15 protein-coding genes are annotated in these 19,615 nt (G+C 42.6%); 10 read left to right on the top strand and 5 right to left on the bottom strand.

What is annotated here, in order from left to right; all coding sequences use genetic code 11:
* Positions 1–10 precede the first annotated feature (10 nt).
* The 4 genes from DQW11_RS02680 to DQW11_RS02665 are packed head-to-tail and all read left to right on the top strand — an operon-like array spanning position 11 to position 3,373.
* Positions 11–1,195, top strand: a complete 1,185-nt coding sequence (locus DQW11_RS02680) for an alpha-hydroxy acid oxidase (RefSeq protein WP_113922456.1) — start codon at positions 11–13, stop codon at positions 1,193–1,195.
* A gap of 16 nt (positions 1,196–1,211) precedes the next feature.
* Positions 1,212–1,694 (top strand): YybH family protein, encoded by a 483-nt coding sequence (locus DQW11_RS02675; protein WP_157966009.1) that lies wholly within the window; start codon positions 1,212–1,214, stop codon positions 1,692–1,694.
* Positions 1,695–1,741: 47 nt separating this feature from the next.
* Positions 1,742–2,635: an alpha/beta hydrolase gene (locus DQW11_RS02670; protein ID WP_157966008.1), complete on the top strand. Its 894-nt coding sequence runs from the start codon at positions 1,742–1,744 to the stop codon at positions 2,633–2,635.
* A gap of 6 nt (positions 2,636–2,641) precedes the next feature.
* On the top strand, positions 2,642–3,373 hold the full coding sequence (locus DQW11_RS02665) for a gamma-glutamylcyclotransferase family protein (RefSeq protein ID WP_157966007.1): 732 nt from the start codon (positions 2,642–2,644) through the stop codon (positions 3,371–3,373).
* Positions 3,374–3,384: 11 nt separating this feature from the next.
* On the opposite strand, the gene DQW11_RS02660 is transcribed toward DQW11_RS02665, so the two are convergent.
* Positions 3,385–4,221: a 3-keto-disaccharide hydrolase gene (locus DQW11_RS02660; protein ID WP_113922452.1), complete on the bottom strand. Its 837-nt coding sequence runs from the start codon at positions 4,219–4,221 to the stop codon at positions 3,385–3,387.
* 128 nt (positions 4,222–4,349) lie between these two features.
* On the opposite strand from DQW11_RS02660, the gene DQW11_RS02655 reads away from it, so the two are divergent.
* The 4 genes from DQW11_RS02655 (at position 4,350) to DQW11_RS02640 (ending at position 7,674) form a co-directional block, all read left to right on the top strand.
* Complete coding sequence (locus DQW11_RS02655; protein WP_113922451.1) at positions 4,350–5,525, top strand: DmpA family aminopeptidase; 1,176 nt, start codon at positions 4,350–4,352, stop codon at positions 5,523–5,525.
* 142 nt (positions 5,526–5,667) lie between these two features.
* Positions 5,668–6,198, top strand: a complete 531-nt coding sequence (locus DQW11_RS02650) for a nuclear transport factor 2 family protein (protein ID WP_113922450.1) — start codon at positions 5,668–5,670, stop codon at positions 6,196–6,198.
* 19 nt (positions 6,199–6,217) lie between these two features.
* Positions 6,218–6,931: a hypothetical protein gene (locus DQW11_RS02645; RefSeq protein ID WP_113923177.1), complete on the top strand. Its 714-nt coding sequence runs from the start codon at positions 6,218–6,220 to the stop codon at positions 6,929–6,931.
* A complete protein-coding gene (locus DQW11_RS02640; protein WP_113922449.1) occupies positions 6,928–7,674 on the top strand; it encodes a DUF6090 family protein in 747 nt (248 codons plus the stop codon). Before DQW11_RS02645 ends, DQW11_RS02640 begins: the two co-directional genes overlap by 4 nt.
* Positions 7,675–7,767: 93 nt before the next feature.
* Here DQW11_RS02640 and DQW11_RS02635 read toward each other — a convergent pair whose 3' ends face one another.
* From DQW11_RS02635 to DQW11_RS02615, 4 genes are all read right to left on the bottom strand, one after another.
* On the bottom strand, positions 7,768–8,397 hold the full coding sequence (locus DQW11_RS02635) for a hypothetical protein (protein ID WP_113922448.1): 630 nt from the start codon (positions 8,395–8,397) through the stop codon (positions 7,768–7,770).
* A gap of 3 nt (positions 8,398–8,400) precedes the next feature.
* Positions 8,401–9,048, bottom strand: coding sequence for a DUF4136 domain-containing protein (locus DQW11_RS02630; protein ID WP_113922447.1), 648 nt, complete (start codon positions 9,046–9,048; stop codon positions 8,401–8,403).
* 312 nt (positions 9,049–9,360) lie between these two features.
* Entirely contained in the window at positions 9,361–11,094 is a 1,734-nt protein-coding gene (locus DQW11_RS02625; protein ID WP_113922446.1) for a Vgb family protein, read from the bottom strand.
* Between the two features lie 746 nt (positions 11,095–11,840).
* Positions 11,841–15,944 carry a hybrid sensor histidine kinase/response regulator transcription factor gene (locus DQW11_RS02615; protein ID WP_113922444.1) on the bottom strand — a complete coding sequence of 1,368 codons (4,104 nt, stop codon included), beginning with the start codon at positions 15,942–15,944 and terminating at the stop codon, positions 11,841–11,843.
* 528 nt (positions 15,945–16,472) lie between these two features.
* On the opposite strand from DQW11_RS02615, the gene DQW11_RS02605 reads away from it, so the two are divergent.
* A complete protein-coding gene (locus tag DQW11_RS02605; protein ID WP_113922442.1) occupies positions 16,473–17,783 on the top strand; it encodes an APC family permease in 1,311 nt (436 codons plus the stop codon).
* A 174-nt stretch (positions 17,784–17,957) separates the two neighbouring features.
* Positions 17,958–19,601, top strand: a complete 1,644-nt coding sequence (locus tag DQW11_RS02600; RefSeq protein WP_113922441.1) for an arylsulfatase — start codon at positions 17,958–17,960, stop codon at positions 19,599–19,601.
* Positions 19,602–19,615: the final 14 nt, after the last annotated feature.

The raw sequence follows: 19,615 nt of genomic DNA, 5'->3' as shown, positions 1-19,615 counted from the left end.
CATCGAAAAAATGCACAGTTTAGATTCATACCAACATACTGACATTCAGCGGCGCAAGTTTCTTGAGTGGATCGGATTATCCAGTTTGGCTTTGGCATTACCGGCGATATCGCTTTCGGGATGCACATCAAGTCCGGACAAAGCCGATGAAATTCCGGACTTTAAAAATGTCTTTGACTTGGAAGCCTTATCCCGAAAAGTGATGGGCGAAGATGCTATTGAATACCTGAATGGAGGTGCCGATGACCTGAAAACAGTGAAGGCCAACCTTGAGGGATATGATAAAATCCAAATCAGAGCCAGGGCTTTAATTGATGTCAGCAATATCTCCACAAAAGTTGAACTGTTTGGGCAAAGCCTTGAAACTCCCATTATTTTAAGTCCGGTCGGATTTCAAAAATTTTTCCATCAAGAGGGAGAGGTGGCAACAGCAAAAGCAGCAGCTTCCCGGAAGCATCAGATGATCGTGTCTACCGTGTCTAACTATTCGGTATCGGAAGTAGCTGCTGCTTATGGTCCCAATCTTTGGTTTCAATTGTATCCGACTCCGGATAGAAAGATCACCAAAATACTCCTTGAGAAAGCAGAACAGGCGGGATGTCCGGTATGTGTATTGACAGTAGATACGCCTGTGGTTGGTAATCGTGAGACAAGCGCAGTAACGCTTTTTAAGCTGATCGACGCCGGCGAACTCAAAATGAGTAACCTTGACGGAATCCTTCCTGAAGGCATGAAATTTACAGACATGACAGTCACATGGGAGATCATTGATTGGCTTCGGGCCAACTGCAGCATGAAAATAGTCATTAAAGGAATTGTCACTCGGGAAGATGCTGCTTTGGCAATCCTCCATGGCGTAGACGGAATCATTGTCTCCAATCATGGCGGAAGGCAACTGGAAAGCAACAGAGGAACCATCGAATGCTTACCTGAAATAATAGACGAAATCAAAGGCAGGATACCGGTTTTAATCGACGGAGGAATCAGAAGAGGAACCGATATTTTCAAAGCATTGGCAATGGGAGCGAATGCAGTCTGCATCGGAAGGCCGTTTTGCTGGGGACTCGGTGCCTTGGGTCAAGAAGGAGTGGAAATCGCGCTGGACATTCTTAAGGGAGAGTTAATCCGGGACATGCAACTTGCCGGCGCGGCCTCAATTGAAAAAATTACGAGGGACTTTATAATTGGATACTAAAAAGGATACAACCATCATGAAAACAACAAAATTTACAAATATGCTACTCTTGACATTATTAATGTCTTCACTATTCATGGTAAGCTGTAACCAAAAATCCGACGAAACAATTTTGGAAATGGAACAGGTGGATCTAGCTGTACTTGAAAAGGAAATTGAATTGCGGCTGCGCGAATATGAAAATTATTTACAGAATGAAGATTCAATAGCCTTGGGCAATATATATACAGTGGATGCCGAAGTTATTCCTTCCACTGTGGGCAGGGAAAATATAACTAAGGTTTTTGGACGGATGATCCGGGATGGTATCACCGGATCGAGTTTCAAAACAATACACTTATGGGGCAATGACCAATTGCTCGTGGAAGAAGGAAGAGGTACTTGGTCTCATAAAAACGGGGAAATAGTAGGGACAGGAAGGTATCTGTTGGTTTGGCAAAAAGAGGAGGGAGAATGGAAAATTCTCAGAGACACTTGGTTTGCCGATAAAAAGAAATAAATCAAAGAGTTTTTAAAATGAATTGGGAACACATTATTCAATCCTGCATGCAAAAAACATCCCTTTGCCTCCTCCTTATTTTATCAATAATTCTGTCCTCCAGTTACAAAAAACTGACATCCACAGTGGACTTGGCGGCTGCAGAAAAGGAAACGGTCTACAATGTATTGAAAGACGTTTCCTACGGTTCGGACCCGGAGCAAACCATGGATATTTATCTTTCCCAAAAAGCAAAATCCTTTGGTAAACGAAACTACACGGTTGTGTTTCTGCACGGAGGAGGTTATTACTTCAGTGACAAAAGTCAGGAGGAAAGGTACATCGAACCCTACCTGGAGAAAGGTCTGAATGTCGTCAATCTGAATTACAGATTGAAACGTGGGATTCCCCTTGCCACGAGTGACTTGACACATGCTTTGAATTTCCTCAAAACCAACAATGCTGACTATGATTTGAATTTGGACAATGTGATTGTGACGGGGTTTTCGGCAGGGGCGCATATTGCCACAAATGTGGGATTGACCCAAAATAATCTGGGGTATCCCAATAAACTTGATGAAGGTATTGTGATCGTAGGTATCATCAACTTTTCCGGTCCTGTGGATGGATTGGATGTGGTGGAGAGGGTTTTTACGGAGCATGAGAATGAACAGTACCAAGCAGTGGGTCGGGCACTTTTTCCTGCGGAAGGTTATGAATCAAAAGAAAACCTAGCCATCTATGAGCCGATTACCTATTTTGATCCAAAAGACCCACCTATTTTTCTGTGGCATGGGGGCTTGGATGATCAGATTCCTGCTAAGACTTTTGAAAGGTTTGTTCCCATGCTCAGGAAGGATATGGATATCAGGATATTTATACCCGACGGAAAGCACAGCCCAAATCAGAAGGAGTTTGAAAATGCTTACATTGAAATATTTAAGTTTTTGGATGGTTTATAAGAAAATATGAAATTAAGATCTACGCTAATGATTCCGGCTGTTATACTCCTCCTCCTTGGAAGTTGTCAGGAGAAATTGGAAACCTTCACTATTCCTGAAGGCCACGTGGCCATGTTTGGCTATGGTTCCTTGATGTCCAAAAATTTGATTGAAACCGGTCTTTTGGATAAGGCTTATAATGGACCGTTTTTACCCGCGCACCTCAAGGGTTACAAGAGGTCATGGACTTTTGCATGGCCGACAGACCTTCCTCTATACAATGTGGACAGTACTTTTACCAAGGATTATATTTTGATAGAAGGAGATACGGTCTATCCCAAATACCTTCATTACCTCAACATCCGTGAAGACCCGAATACTATCATCAATGGCGTATTGTATATTGTGCCCGAGGCTGATTTGCCCAATTATGATGCTTGGGAGTTGGGGTATGAGCGATTTGAGGTCACAGATTTGATCCAAGGATATACCATTGAGGGAAGTCCGGTATTCGCTTATAAGGCGCTTCCTGATTTTACATTGGTGCCCAATAATGACCACACCCAAAACGTCATTGAACGCAGTTATGTGAAAATCCTTGAGGACGCTTTTGGATATTGGGGAAAAGAGTTTGAAGCTGAATATCATAAAACCACAGAACCATTTGATCCTGCTATTCTGCATGAAACCCACAAGATCTTATTGACAGATCCTGCAATGGAGAAAGTGGAAGAATTAAAGTCGGGTTTTAAGTATTAAAGCCTAACGATCTAAAGATCAATTGGCAAACCGGATATTTTTTTGACTTTGATATCTCTATAGTAAATCTCAGCTCCTTCGGACTGGATTTGGATTTTGCCGCTTTTGAGAGGCAATTCCCCTTTTTCAAATAAGTAACGTGAGTTGTAGAGCACCATCACAACCTTGTTGTTCACCAGGTGCACGGCTGTATCGCCAAAGCAATAGAGTTCTAGGGTATTCCATTCACCGGTCGGATTTTCTGCATCGGGGTATTTTATACAGCGCCTTCCCACCTCACTCGAGTCACTGAAAACCAATTTTTCTGCTTCAGGATCATAGACATAGAATTCATCGGTCTTCTTTGCCGGAATGTCCATGATTCCGCCAGCCACGCCCCAATAATCGCCACAATCACCTTCCTGCACCTGTAATTCCTGTGAACGCATCCAAAAGCCACCGTCTGCACCATGTGGTCCCCCGGCATGGTATAGTAGCCCACTGTCTCTCTTGTTTTTGTCTCGGGGTTTGTGTTTTGCTTCACCCCATTTAAATTGAAGGCTAAGGTGGTAATTGCTATATTCTTGGCTAGTTGACAAGCCTCCCCACTGTTCGCCGGAAATGCGGATTGCAGGCTTTCCATCCACTTCCACCACACTGAATACACTTTGCGGATCGATGTTTAATCCAATGGGATTGTCAGACCTTCCAACAGTAGAGTCGGACGTGGCCACCCATACCGGCCCTATATAGGTATCCCAACCTGTGAGGTCTTTTTCGTTGAAAAGTACTTCCCATTTCTCCTCAGGCTTACAGGATAGCAAAACTAGGAGTGATAATGCGAGAAGAAAGATTTTGGCTTTGGACATTTATTTTGGGTTTGGTTAAAGGTAGGCATTCTTCAAGAAAAGAAAAGAGCAAAAGTTTAGCACCAATCGGAAAGAATTTGAAAATATGTATATTGAATGGTTAAGCTTTTAGATAAATTAAAAAAACTATGAAGAGGTCAATTGTTTTCATCCTACTTATCCTCAACCTAACTGTCGTCTATGCCCAAAAACCCAGGGCAAGAGATTTAGGCGTACCATTTAACGGCACAACAGGTCAATTCAATGCCATCACCGATGTCAAAGGTGTGGAAGTGGGGTATAGCACCATTATCTCAGGAAGCGGTAAAAATATCGTCGGCAAAGGTCCTGTCAGAACCGGGGTCACCGCCATATTCCCGCGAGGAAAAGCAAATAAATTCAGCCCTGTATTTGCCAATTGGTACAGTTTGAATGGAAACGGGGAAATGACAGGAACCACTTGGCTGACCGAATCCGGCTTCCTGGAAACCCCGATTATGATTACCAATACCAACAGCGTAGGTGTAGTCCGGGATGCGGTATTGAAATGGTACGTGGATACAGATTGGTACAAAGGAGAAGAATGGTGGTACACTTATCCTGTGGTAGCGGAAACTTACGATGGATTTTTAAATGATATCTATGGTTTTCATGTCAAGGAAGAACATGTGCTAGAAGCGATTGAAAACGCATCAACTGGCAAAATCGCAGAAGGAAATGTAGGTGGAGGCACCGGAATGATGTGTTTGGGTTTCAAAGGAGGGACAGGGACATCCTCTAGAATCGTCAAGATCAAAGGTTCTTCTTATACAGTTGGGGCTTTGGTTCAGGCTAATTTTGGAAGTAAATCCTCTTTGACCATTGCCGGAGTTCCGGTAGGAAAAGAGCTCATGGACACTTTGAACAACGAACTGAAATTGCCGCCACAGTCCTATCGCCAAGAAGGGGACGGTTCCATCATCGTGGTGGTGGCGACCGACGCACCTTTGCTTCCCCATCAGTTGAAGCGGATTGCAAATCGGGTTCCGATCGGAATCGGCAATACCGGAGGAATAGGAACAAATGGATCGGGCGATATTTTTATCGCATTTTCCACCGCCAATCCTGACGCTTTTCAGCGTTTTGATTTCACAAAAGTAGACATGTTGCCCAATGATCTGATCGACCCCTTATTGGAAGCGACAGTTCAGGCAGTCGAAGAAGCCATCATCAATGCCATGATCGCGGCTGAAACCATGGAAGGAATCAATGGAAACAAGTCTTATGCATTGCCTCATGGATTGCTGGTAGAAGTGCTCAAAAAATACAATCGGCTGAAGGAATAAAATGGGATGGTTATGCTTATTCTCCAGAAGCAGCTTTTGGAAAAATATTTTGATCCAGCTTCAGGAGAAACAGGACAGCCAGGAATGGAAAAAAACAACCACTTAAATGCATTAAAAAGTATTGACACTTAAACCCCCTACTATGAAAAACCAAAAAACCTTCTCTCTCCCTTTGATTGTGCTACTTGTTTCACTCCTTATTACAAGCTGCGGCCCTGACAATAAAGATTCTTCTGAGCCTGAAACACCAGTACCCTCCCTCAGCAAAACAGAACTGGAAGATGAAGCCTGGCATATGGAAGAACTTTATTGGGAATATGTTCAGAATATTGACACCGTGCCCTATAAAACACTCTGGCACGATGACTTTATTGGCTATCCGGGTTTTGGGGATGGAGTGTCTGACGCAAGCAAAATTGCCAGTTGGATACCTGATTTGCATAAAGACCCCGATCTGAAATACAGCTATACCCTTCACAAAAAGGCATCAAACGCCATTGAGGATGTGGTGATGGTATTTTACGACACAGATTATTTTTGGACAGCCAAAGACAATAAAGTAGTCAGAAAGGAGACCTATAAGTTTACCCATACCTGGAAAAAAGTGAATGGCAAGTGGCTGATTCTTGGTGGAATGGCTGCCCTCAAAAACAGGGATGATCTTGGTAATTAATCAATTATATAAGACCACCATGATCAAATTCTTTCGAAAAATCCGCCAAAAACTGCTTCAAGAAAACCGGGTCACCCGCTACTTAGCCTATGCAGTGGGTGAGATCGCTTTGGTAATGGTTGGGATCTTGTTGGCCTTGCAGGTAAACACCTGGAACGAAAACCGAAAGGCCAGGGTGTTTGAGAAAGAAATACTTTCCTTAATCGATCAAAACCTTCAGCGGGATTCTGCACTCTTGTCTGAAGAACTCTTTAAAGCCAAACAGGCAAATGAATTGACCGATCAGCTGCTGGAGCAAATAACCCTTAAAAACTACAGTGACAGCCTGAATTTCTGGATGGGGAAAATCATTTCCTTCGAACGATTTAAATCCCAATCCAGTGCCTTTGAAGTATTAAAGGCAAAAGGGATAGAAAACATCACGGATAAAGAACTCCAGCTGGCCTTAATTTCCTACTATGATGTGAGTTTGTTTGAGGTCTATCAAAGTCTGGATGACGTGGAATTTTCTTTTAGTACCGATTGGATTCCGCTAGTCAAAGCAGAGTTTTCGGATTTTAACTGGTTGGATTATTGTCAGCCGGTAAACTCCAAAACATTTTTTGAAAAACCTTCCAACATTGTGCTTTTCAGAATCCATCAGGATAACCGGGAAGGAACCGTGACAAATCTTGAAATTGCCCTTCAAAAAATTGAAGAAATCAGGTCCCAAATAGCCGTACAGTTGAGATGATCTCCCTTTTCCGCAAAATCCGCCAACAGCTGCTCTCCCAAAACCGAGTCACCCGGTATTTGGCCTATGCAGTAGGAGAAATACTGCTTGTAGTAATCGGGATTTTGATTGCCTTGCAGGTGAATACCTGGAATGAAGGCCGAAAATTCGAAGCGGAAAGTAATAAACTCACTCAAGACATAAATGCTGAATTCCAAGACAACAGAATAGTTTTGAAAGAGCGCATAGCTGACTTAGAGATAGCTACTGATCATGTCAGAAGAGTATTGAGTTTAATGAATGCCGATCACGATGAAATTCAAAAAGCGGAACCTGCCGGGATTCTTAGCAAATCATTGAAATATGGTAATTATAATCCTGCCAACAGCTCAATCAATGAGTTGATCAGTTCGGGAAAACTTAATCTTGTTAGAAACCCTGCACTTAAAAAGAACCTGTTCACATGGTTACAATTACTGGAGGATGCTGATGAAGATTTTAAAAATCAGGATATGCAAGCAACGACGCTATTGATTCCCTATTTGTATAAACATATTTCCATGCAAAATCTGAATACATACAATAGCATGGAAGTCGATAGCAAATCAGAGCTTTTCAATGGAGATTATTATGAAGTTTTTCACGATTTGGAATTTGAAAATTTATACCAAGGGAAATTATTTTGGAACACAGAAATGCTTAATCACTATAAAAAATTAGACACTTTGGCTTTGGAAATCATCCAACAAACCCAAAAAAAATAATACCATAACCATTGAGATCTGTCCTGGTTCTTTAGATCAATCCGCCAAAAACTCCTCTCCCAAAAACGGAGAATCAGACTTTGGCCTGATTTCCTAAAAATACCGATTTTTTATCCCGACACTAAATACCATAAAAGAGTAATTGAAAGGCTGACTGCTATGGAGAAAGAAATTGTAACGCGTGCTAACACTGAGTGATGTTACCCTATTTATCGGAAGGTCAATGCCCGCTTGCGGGGTAAGAGAAAAACTTGTAATCGTTCTTTGATCTTCAAAAAAACCAACCTGCATCACCTGATTGGAATGAGCGAGTCCAATGCCCAGGCCTACCCATGGCATGATATCCGCATCTTCGACAATGGTATAATGTACAGTTCCCTGAATCGGAAATGTGTTGATTGTTCTAAATTGATTGCCATTGATTGCTGCATTGCCATTGTTCAATTCTTGGGTGTAGTTATCGAACCGCTGCGCAAAAACCTGCCAACCGAGCAAATAACCAATAGAAATCTTAGGCTTGATACCCCAGCGGTTTTCGATACTTACCCCGCGCCAGGACATTTGGCTGATAAATTCATTTGACATTTTTCCAAGTGGAACGGCCACATCGTAGTTGATGCGGAAGTTGTTCACCCGAAAGTTCGGGATTCGATTGCTTTTTGATTGTGCATTTGCAGAAATGCTTATTGTGATGATGGCGATAAAAACCAATACTTTTTTCATCGTTTAGCGCTTTAGGTAGGGTGATTGGATAAACATCTGATCGATCGCTCTCAGCGTGCGGTTATTCAGGTTGGCATTGTTGCCTTGAAACAAACCTGAACCCACGCCATACCATACCTCAGGAATGGTTTGGTTTCTTTGGGAAAGGGTCTTTCCGTCCAGCAATTCTACGATTATGGAACCCGTGCGGATATTGGAGGTAGTGACTACGGGTGGAAAGAAGCAACAGCCTCCCCAACCCCAGCCTCCCCAACCGCCCCATCCACCCCAACCACCCCACCAGGTGTTGAAGTAGTTGTCGGAGCGGTTTACGCTTACCAAAACAAGATAATCTGCTTGGGTTGCTAAATTTCTATCTGAAATTTCGGTGTAACCGGCTTGGTCCATATTGGTGCGCACCCGATTTAAGACCAGGTCCAAATCCACTTCAAGATTTGTATCAGATACGCCTGGATCTGTTAATACCATGACCGTATCTGCCAAATAGTAAGTTCTGATGGCTGGATTGCCAAAATCAAAATCCGGATCTGATTTTTCTGTAAATACAGAATCAAAGTCCGATACAAATTCCGGTTCGATGGGGTAGCAACTGCTGAAAATCAGAATGATAAAAAAAATGAGCCCCTTTAATAAATTTGATGGTTTGTTCATTGAAGGATAATTTGATGTCAAATTTAGGCATAATCTCCAAAACTAATTCTGTTTTTTTATTTTTTCCAGTTGGATAAATCAAAATACCAGTCGGGATGCTTCTTCTGAAGCCGCTTTTGGAATAGCATAATCCAGCTTATGGAGAAGCAGGATGGTCTGGAGCTTCCGGAAAAACAGAAATAACTTAAAGAATTTTGGTACAAATCAGATAAAAAAATTCCCCCTTTTCGGATAGAAAAGGGGGAGTTGGTCGCCTGAAATGGTTAAAAAATGAAAATCGTTGAATTATGGTTTTTATTTGGAAAATAAACCTCAATTTTTGGAGATGCGGTAAATCACATTCTTGCCTCCACCCGAAACATAGATATCACCGGTTTGGCCGACTGCTACACCGTCAAATAACCAAGTTGGAGGGAAACCAGCCAGACCAAATGCAGGTGCACTCAGTTTGAGACCATCTGCAATTTTGCTGACAGTTCCTGTTATCAGATCAATTCGTGATAGCTTGGAAGCTCCTGATTCAACAACAAACAAACCGCCTTCTTTATCCCAAGCCAAACCTTCCGGATTCATTAATCCAGTTGCTATTGGAAAAGGTGTGCTTGGCGTATTGCCGTTAAATCCTACCTGCCAAACAATGCCTGTACCCCAGTCAGCTACCCATAACGTGTTGCCGTCAGTTGCCATACCACTTGGCGCAAATACATTGACGTTGTCTATCGGAAGTATCTTCAACTTGTCACTTATCCGGACGACACCGCCTAGTCCAAGATCAGATGCTACGATATCATTTTTAAACCGGATGGCGTCAATCGGAGCACCCATGGGAAAGGATTCAATGACCTTATTGGTTTGTGGATTCCATATCTGGACCACAGCACCAAACCAGGAAGATACGATCAGATTCTCTCCATCTGCGGAAAGTGTAAATGGCGTTGTCAGATTACCGGCACCATTGAGTAAATCACCTTTAAATACATTGGTTTCTTTGCCGGTAAGGCCATCCAATTGATGCAGGCGATAAACGCCCGGAACATATAATGCATCTTTTTTATTTGCCCCAGGTAATACCGCTAAGCCCATTGGGGAGGTCATTCCCCCACGACTGATAGTGCGGGGTTGTCCACTGGGAAGAATTTCTACTATTGTACCAAAGTCATTATTGGAAATAAATAGACTTCCATTTGAGTCAAAGGCCAGGTTGTCAAGTCCTGATTGAATTTTTATGAAAAGTGTTTTTTCGCCAGTTGATGGGTTTACTTTGAATACTTCACCTGTTTGATCCACTACATGCAGGATTCCTTTGGAATCAAACTTTGCAGCAGCAGGAACTGTAAAGCCTCCTGCCACGAATTCTGCGGTACCATCAGCAAAAGGATTGGTTGAGGGAGGGGTTCCTGGCCCACCTACATTTACCCTGATCACTGCACCTCCTGCAAAGAGAGGTCCGTACAATTTCCCATCGGGACCGAAATCGAATCCATTCAAAAAACCAAGTGGGAATGGATTCAATGGCGGTGATGTAACAATAATCGGTCTAGGTGGTGCTTTAAGTTCGGGATCCACCTCATAAAGTCCATCACCTAGAAAGCAAAGTCCTACAAACATACGCCCATCATCTGAGAAGGTAATGGGATTTACCCCCGGGGCTACAAACTGCTTGGTCAAAGTTCCATCAGGAGCGATTCGGCCAACCTCTCCGATAAAAAGATCAGTCCAATAAAGCGATCCGTCAGGGCCAAATACCAAATCATCGGGAACAATCACCCCGTCCTCATGACAAATCCTTTTGATGATCTTGCCGTTTTGTTTGTTCATCACGATTATTTCCTGACCAAGAAACGAAGCAACATAAAGATTGCCATCCGGTCCAAAGTTGATGCCGTTGGAGCCTTTTAAGGCCGCACCTTTAGCAATCTCCTTAACCAGGTATTGGTTATCAACTTTCTTTGCATTGACACTTACTTCTTCCTGTAAATCGTAACAGGCAGTAAATGTTAAAAATGTGGCCACCAAAGCCACAAGGGAATACATTTTTGATTTCATTTTTTTAGGGTTAAATGGTTAGAATTTTGAAAAGCAGATTTCATGTTTACTCTATACTTCGGTTTTTATAAAGGCCTTTACTCCTTCTCTAATTGAGTCAACGAAAGCGCTTAATAAACATGAAACTAAGGTACGTTTGAGGAGATGAGCGAACCGTAGTTATTGTTCCAAATGCTTTATATTTTGTTCCAAATCCATAAAAATGCCTGTTTTGTCTATTTTTTAAGCAAAAAGAAATAATTTCATGAAAAGTTGAATCCCCATCAGGTTTAAGAACCAGCCGTTAGGCTTGGAAGAAGAATCACCCTTTTTTAAAAGCCTTGGATCAAATTGAGAATAAAAAAACCATTGCCGATTTCACGCCAATGGATTTTTGTACTACCCGATCTATGTTTTTATGGAATCCAAGGTAAATACTTGCCTAAAATATTGGTTTAGCTATTGATTCATAGGCTTTAGCCTTTGTTCCAATTCATGCTTAAAGCTGAATTTGCCTTTTTCTTTAGCCAGAAAGAAATCCGTTAAAAGTTGTATCCGGAGAACAGCTTTGAAAAATCGGTTCTTTGGCTTAAAAAGAATATGGATGTACGCAATTATGCCTTTAAGATAAAAATTCGAAATAATTCTTGGTCAAACACTGAAATGCCCGTTACTTCCGACTTCGTTCTGATAGCTATCGGAATTCCGTCAAGCTTGAAATACATTAAAGGCTTACTGGCAAAGAAGCGAATAACCACTTAAAAGTATCACCCCTTTCTAAAAAAGCTTGGAGCTTCCCCAAATTCCTTGGTAAACTCTTGGGTAAAATGGCTGGGATTGCCATAGCCTACTGCATAGCCGATTTCCGAAATATTCAAATCAGGGTTGAGCAAAAGTTTCTTTGCTTCCTGCATTCGAATCGCCCGGATAACTTGGGATGTGGACTTATTGGTCAGGGCCTTAAGCTTACGATGAAGCTGGGTCCGGCTTACAGCCAGTTCTTTGCATAACTCGCCAATGCCAAACTCCTCGCTTTCCAAATTCGCTTCCACGAGGGAGCGAAGCTTTTTTAGAAATGCATCCTCTTGTATTTCTGCAGGAGTTTCGGGTGTCCCCACAGGGTCCAGTGTTACATAGCGCGCTGTCAGCTTTTGTCGTACCTCAATCAATTTCCTCAATCGGACTTCCAGCTCTTTCTTTTCAAAGGGCTTGGAAAGGTACGCATCTGCGCCTCTTTCCAATCCTTCCAATCGTGATTCCATATCTGCTTTGGCAGTAAGCAGGATGATGGGAATATGACTGGTCCGTTCATCTTTTTTTAGCCTTTCGACGACTTCGTAGCCGTCCTTTTCAGGCATCATCACGTCACTGACGATGATGTCTGGAATCATTTCTATAGCGAATTGGATTCCCTGGAGGCCATTTCTGGCTTTTTGGATTCTGTATTTGCCTTGGAGACAGATTTCCAGGTAGCTGAGTACATCTTCATTGTCTTCTACCAGCAAGGCCAGCGGGAGTGTTTCATTATAATCTTCTTCTGTTCCAAAAGCAGAAGCCTCCACAATGTCGGAGACAGTTGGCCTTGATTGTTGCTCCAGTTCGCCGGCATTACCTTTTGGAGCTTCTTTTTGAATGGGAAGTCTCAGTGTAAATTCCGAACCCTTTCCTATCTGGCTGCTGACCTCTATAGTTCCCAACATCAATTGGACCAGTTCTTTGGTGAGTGCCAAGCCGATTCCGGTTCCCTCATCTGATCGGGTAGCCGAATCATCCACCTGATAAAACCGATCAAAAATGTAAGGTAAATGCTCCGAAGGAATTCCTTTGCCGGTATCCTTCACTTTGATTTCCAAAAAATCCCCCATTTCTCCGGAAGTGATCTTTTCCATTTTTATATAAATATTGCCTCCCGGGGGCGTAAATTTTACAGCATTCCATACCAGATTGGAAAAAATGGCCTGAATTTTCTCAGGATCAAAGTCCATGTACAACTCGTCAAAACCCGGGAGTAGATGCAGACGAATATCTTTGGAATCGGCCAGGGAATGAAAAGACTCGGTAAGGTATTTCAGGTAACCCAAGATATTGTCATGGATCATTTTTGCGGACAATTTACCTGACTGAAGTTTGGATAGATCCAGCATCTGATTGATCAGTCTGAGCAATTGAGCACTATTCCGTTTGATCATGGGCAGCCCGTCTTTCAAATTCTCTATTGAAGGTTGGGACAATATATGGTCCGCAATACCCGATATCACTGTCAAAGGGGTGCGAAATTCGTGGGTCAAATTGGTGTAAATTCTGGTTTTGACCTGATCGAGGTCTTGGAGCCGGATGACTTCTGCTTGGGCAAGTTTTCTACGGAGTAAGAATCCATATACCCAATACAGCATTAAAAACAGCAGTAAAGCATACGATAGCCATGCCCACCATTGGGTAAACCATGGCGGCATCACAGTAATGGAAACAGAGCGAATCCCAACGTTCCCATATCGGTTAGTGGCTTGGACATGAAAAATGTATTCTCCCGGGGGTATGGAATAGTAATCGGCACTGAGCGCCGCTCCGCTTTTCCAGTTTGGATCATAGTTTTCCAGCTTATAGCGTAGATTTTTTTCGGACTCCATCGTCACAAAATCAATACTTCCGAATTCGAGCGTGAAGGTGTTTTGATTGTGAGGCAACCGTATCTCACTGGTTTCATTGAGAGGTTTTGGTAGGATTTTTTTATCTGTTTGGAATGAAACACTACGATCTCTCAGAAAAAAAGCTGATAAATAAGGTGCAGGTTGTGTAGGATATTGATTTTCCAATTCTGCCGGCCTGAAAGAAAAATAACCGGTACCATTCCCGACAAAAATCTCTTTGTTTTTGGAAATAAATGCGTTTAAAGAGTAAAATCCCGTATCGCTCGATTTTTTCCAGCTGTTACCAAATAAGGCTGCGTTTTTAGTTTCAGGATCCAGCCGAATGAAGCCAATATCCGTGTACAACCAAAGATATTTTGATTCATCCTCCACTAGCCCTGTTATGAGGAGCATATCAGTGATCAGACCGGTATTGTCGTAGTACCGATTGAAGCTTCCTGTTTCAGGATCAAACAAATAAAAACCCGATCTGTAGGTACTGGCCCAAATCCGCTTTTTGCTGTCTTCATAAATTTCGATAACAGCCACACCAGACTTCTCCAAAAACCTTTCAAAATTGGCTGATTCACTCCGATAAAGGTTAATCCCATTTACAGTAGTAACCCAGATTCTTCCGTTGGAATCTTCCAAAAGACCGTAAACAGCATTTGCACTTAGACTGCTGGGGTCGGAGGGATCGTGGGTAAAATGAGTGATTTTTCCACTTTTTGAATTGAATAAATCAAGCCCACCTGTTGTTCCGATCCAAGTATTGCCATCGGGAATCGTCAATACCACTTGGGGCATCAAAGAGGAAAGTCCGTTTTTACCCTTTTCCTCTTGTCCAAATCGCATGTAGGACATTTTCCGCCGATCAAAATAGTAGACTCCGCCCCATAGCGTGGCGACCCATAAATTGTCCGCTTGATCGAACTTCAGGTCCCAGATAATTACTTTTCCCAAGGTTTTTCTTACAAAAGTGAAAAAACCATCCTTCGATTGGTTCACGTTGTGGCCAAACAGGCCTATGTCGGTTCCAATCCAAACGCCCGGTTCTTGGTTTTGGGCGAATACCAAGGCCCGTGTTCCGATGGTGGTGTGCTCAAAATGATTTTGAAAGGTGGAGATTTGAAAAAGTACCTGATTTTCTGTCGCTGGCTCCCATCCGGAAACCCAAAGGATGTTGTCTTTGGTTTTCAGTAAAGTCCAGAAGTCATTCTTCTCTAAAAAATGAGACCCCACTCCGGTTTTGCCAAAAAACTCCATGGTCTTTGATTTCGGATTGTAGCGGTTGATTCCACCTGCATAGGTTCCAATCCAAATAGCCCCTTGGGAATCCTCATTGATAAATGTGATGTGGTCCACTGCGTAAGCAGCATTTGGATTGACGGGAGGGCGAGAGAGTGCATTTGGGTTGTCAGGGACGTTGGGCAATCGTTGAAATGTACCTTGTTCCCGATCCATGAAATGGAGTCCGTCGCCATCGGAACCGACATAAAAATTTCCTTGACTGTCCTCAAACAACGCCCGGATTCGGTTTCCAGCGAGCGAGGTCGGGTCATCCGGATCATGCCTGTAATGCGTGATCAAACCGGATTCTTTTTCAAATTGGTACAAGCCTGATGCAGGATTATCACTGGGATCGAAAGCGTTTCCTGTACCAATCCAAATCCGTCCGGCACGGTCCTCGTAAATAGTTCTTACCATTATTTCGTCCAAAAGGCGACCAGCAGGTGTATCGTCTCGGATATGAACAAAATGCCCCGTCTTCCTGTCCAGCGTATCCATTCCTTTGCCCGTCCCAATCCATAAAGTTCCGGAGCGATCTTCCAGTAGCGCTTGGATTTGATTGTCACGAAGACTGTGCGGATCGGCAGGATCATTTTGAAAATGTGTGAAAGTCTCCGTAGATGGATCAAGTCTATCCAAGCCCTCATGATTGCTTCCGATCCAAATAATCCCACCCTTTCCCGCATATAGACACTCCAGCATGTTGGTATGGAGCGAGTTGCTGTCATATGGATTGGACTTAAAATACTTTTTATTCGTCCCATCGTATTTTACCAAACCATTGTAGTTGTCAGCCATCCAGATAAAGCCCTTATCGTCCTGGCACATTCCCACAATATTGGTAAGGGATGGATCAAAAGTAAATGGAATGGGCGTGATCCTAACTTCCTGACCTCTACATAAAAATGAAATATGAAAAAGAATAAAAAAGAAGAAAAATTTTGGGTTAGGCATTGGTTTTCAGGTGATTTCTATTCACCAACTTAAATCATATTTACTTAAATTCCAATATCCAATTTTTACAATTTCAAAATACCGATAGATGAATATTTCCTGCTTTGAAGTTTTATGGTGGACAATTCTCGTTTGGAAAGAATTTCTACCCATTGGGGAAAAAATACATGCAGTTCGTCCTGGTTTGGACGACTGAAAAAAGTTTAATTTTTTACCTTTTCCACCCTTGGGTTTAAAATACATATTTTATTTCACACGCAATAATGCCCTTAAATGCGTTAACTCAAAATAATTCAAGGTTGGAGACTGACATGTCCGGTACATCCCTGCCCGACGACAGGCGGGGGTCTTCGGTCTTCCGTCCGGACTGAAGTAGATTACCGGGTTTCTTGCAAAAAAGCATTAATCCCTTAAAAATTTTTCCAAAATCCCCAAAACCCATTCTTTTCTCAGCCAAATTGCATCTATTGGATTTCTGATTAAATTGAAAAGTTGAAAATCGATATAAACTAAATTCTAGAAATTTTTATGAAAATCACCCAAGAGGGATTAAAAAGAGAAGTTGGGGTGTGGGGGCTTTCGGCCAATATTGTCAACATCATCGTCGGGGCAGGGATCTTTGTTTTGCCGGCAATTGTTGCCGAGATCATGGGAACCCAAGCGGTGATTGCCTACCTGTTTTGCGGGTTTTTGATTGCTTTGGTCATGTTGTGCTTTGCCGAGGCGGGGAGTAAGGTGACCCACTCAGGCGGGGGATATGCTTATATAGAGACAGCCTTTGGGCCATATCCCGGTTTCTTGGCAGCCATATTTATGTTGATGGGCAGCATATTCTCGGATGCAGCCGTGTCTAATGCCCTTGTTGAAATTTTGGGATTGGTATTTCCTGTCTTCAAAAACCAGTATGTCAGGGTCTTGACCCTGTTTGTGATTTTTGCAGGCTTGGCTACCCTCAATGTCATCGGAGTCAAACAGGGAATCGGTTTGGTCAAAATCAATACCGTCGCCAAATTGATCCCGCTGCTGTTGTTGGTGACGATTGGCTGGAAAGACGTCCAATTGACCAATTTATATTGGGAATCAGCCCCGACCATCCAACAGTTTGGCGAGGCTTCATTGATTTTGTTTTTTGCTTTTCAGGGAGGGGATGCCGGACTGACGATAGGAGGGGAAATCAAAAATCCCCAAAAGACCGTTCCAAGAGCGATTTTCATAGGGATATCATTTGTGCTTTTGCTTTATATCCTGATCCAAACTGTTTCTCAGGGCGTATTGGGAAGTGAACTCACGGAATTCAAAAAAGCTCCTTTGGCAGAAACTGCCCGGATTGTTTTTGGTCCTGTAGGATATACCCTTCTTTTTATTGGGGCTGGTATATCGATGTTTGGGATGCTAAGCGGTCAGATTCTGAATTTGCCGAGGGTGTTTTTCAGGTTGGCTGTGGATGGGGTGATCCCGATTGCAAAATTGGCTTCTATCCACCATAAATTCAAAACCCCTTATGTTTCGATTTTGCTCTATGCAGGACTTGGTTTTACCATAGCTTCCTTGGGAGGATTTAGGCAATTGGCCGTCATCGCCTCCGCGAGTATGTTGTTGGTGTATTTTGGGGTGTCCCTTTCTGTGATTCAGCTTCGCAAAACAAAAGCAAGCGGTCCCGGGGAATTCAAAATCCCATTTGGATATACCGTTCCGATTATCTCTGCAGGCATTATTCTATATTTTCTTTCCAATATGTCAAAAACCCAGATCCAGGGGACATTCATATTGATAGGCATATTGACTTTGGTTTATTTTCTGGGTAAAGCGTACCGGATGTGGAAAAAGAATAAAGGTTAGATGGATAAATAAAACCAATCGAAAAATACTTATCTTATTTATTATTAACCGGATAATAATCATGATTTGTCACATTTAAAAGAATTTAAACCTTTCAGATTTGGAACCTCAAACATTTAATTTATAAAGAAGGGTTTACCTAATCAGCACTACCTATTCTACTCTTTTGAAAACATGAACTATCAAATCAGACCAATTATCTTCAATGCTTTTTTTGGATTCTTACTTTTCTCTTGCCAACAAGAAATATCGCCCCCTAAGCCTCCCAATATCCTCTTGATCGTTGCCGATGATTTGGGTTATGCGGATTTGGGTTCCTTTGGAGGAGATATTTCCACTCCTAATCTAGACAAATTGGCCAAAACAGGGATCCGCTTTAGTCGATTTCACGCCTCCCCTTTTTGTGCTACGAGCCGAGCCATGTTCCTCACGGGAAATGATAATCATATCGCAGGGATGGGGGTTCAAGGCTTGAATTCAGCTGTTGCCGGCTATGAAGGCCACCTTTCGGATCGAATCGTCCCCTTTCCGGCGGTATTGCAAAAAGCGGGTTATTCGACGTTCATGTCTGGGAAATGGCACCTTGGCTTGAGACCTGAGGACAACCCACATCAAAAAGGATTCGAACACTCCTATGTGTTATTGGAAAGCAGTGGCAATCATTATAGTTCAAAGGGAATTTGGGAGAAAAACCCTGTTTCGCCCTACACGGAAAACGGAATTGAAACTATCTGGAAGGAAGGGGAATATTCCACGGATGTTTACACCGACAAATTGATCTCCTATATCAGCCAAAGCCAAAAAGAGAATCGCCCATTTTTCGGATTTGCTGCTTATACTTCTCCCCATTGGCCCCTCCAAGTGGATGAAAAATACAGGAAAAAGTACGAAGGCCGCTATGATGAGGGTTACGAGGTATTGAAGGAAAAGCGATTTGCAAGCCTCAAAAAGGCAGGAATAATCCCCGGAAATGCTGTTTTGCCTCCTTCGCATCCCGCTATCAAAGCTTGGGATTCCCTCACTCCTGAGGAGCAAAAAAAGGAAGCGCGCAAGATGGAACTCTACGCCGGGATGGTGGACAACTTGGATTACAACATCGGGCGATTGATCAATCATCTAAAAGAAACTGGACAATACGAGAATACCTTGATTGTCTTTATGTCAGACAATGGCGCCGCTGGAGAGGATTTCTATTACAACAAGAATTACGGACCTTTCTTGAAAGAAAATTACTCGGATGAATATGTGGACATGGGAAAAGTTAATTCCTATATCTCTTATGGACCCCAATGGGCAGAGGCTGGATCTGCACCTTTTAAATATTACAAAGGCTTCACCACCGAGGGAGGAATGAATGTGCCGCTAATCATCTCTGGTCCTGGGGTTGCAAATAAAGAAAGCATCAATGATTCCTTTTTCACGTTGCTGGATCTGGCGCCTACTTTTTATGAACTCGCAGATGCTGATTATCCTGAAAAATGGAATGGTAAAGTGGTGAAACCTCTGCTTGGAGCTTCACTTTTACCGGTTTTGACAGGTGAAAAACAAGCAATTCATGCAGAAGATTATGTTTTTGGGATGGAGCATAATGGCTACGCCATGCTCAGAAAGGGGAATTGGAAACTTCTTAATACTATAAGACCTTTTGAGTTGAAAAACTTCGAGCTCTATAATTTGCAAACTGACCTATCCGAACAGCAAGATCTGAAAGAAACAAAGCCTGAAAAATACCAAGAGCTTCTGCTGGAATGGGATAAATTTTCTAAACGGGTTGGAATAGTTTCCCCCACTCCGATACAAGGGGAAGGAATCAAATAATAAATTCAGATAAC

Source organism: Cognataquiflexum aquatile, assembly GCF_003316845.1.
Classification (GTDB): Bacteria; Bacteroidota; Bacteroidia; order Cytophagales; family Cyclobacteriaceae; genus Cognataquiflexum; species Cognataquiflexum aquatile.
Note: the sequence above shows the minus strand (reverse complement) of the source record. Positions and strands in the feature narration are given on the sequence as shown.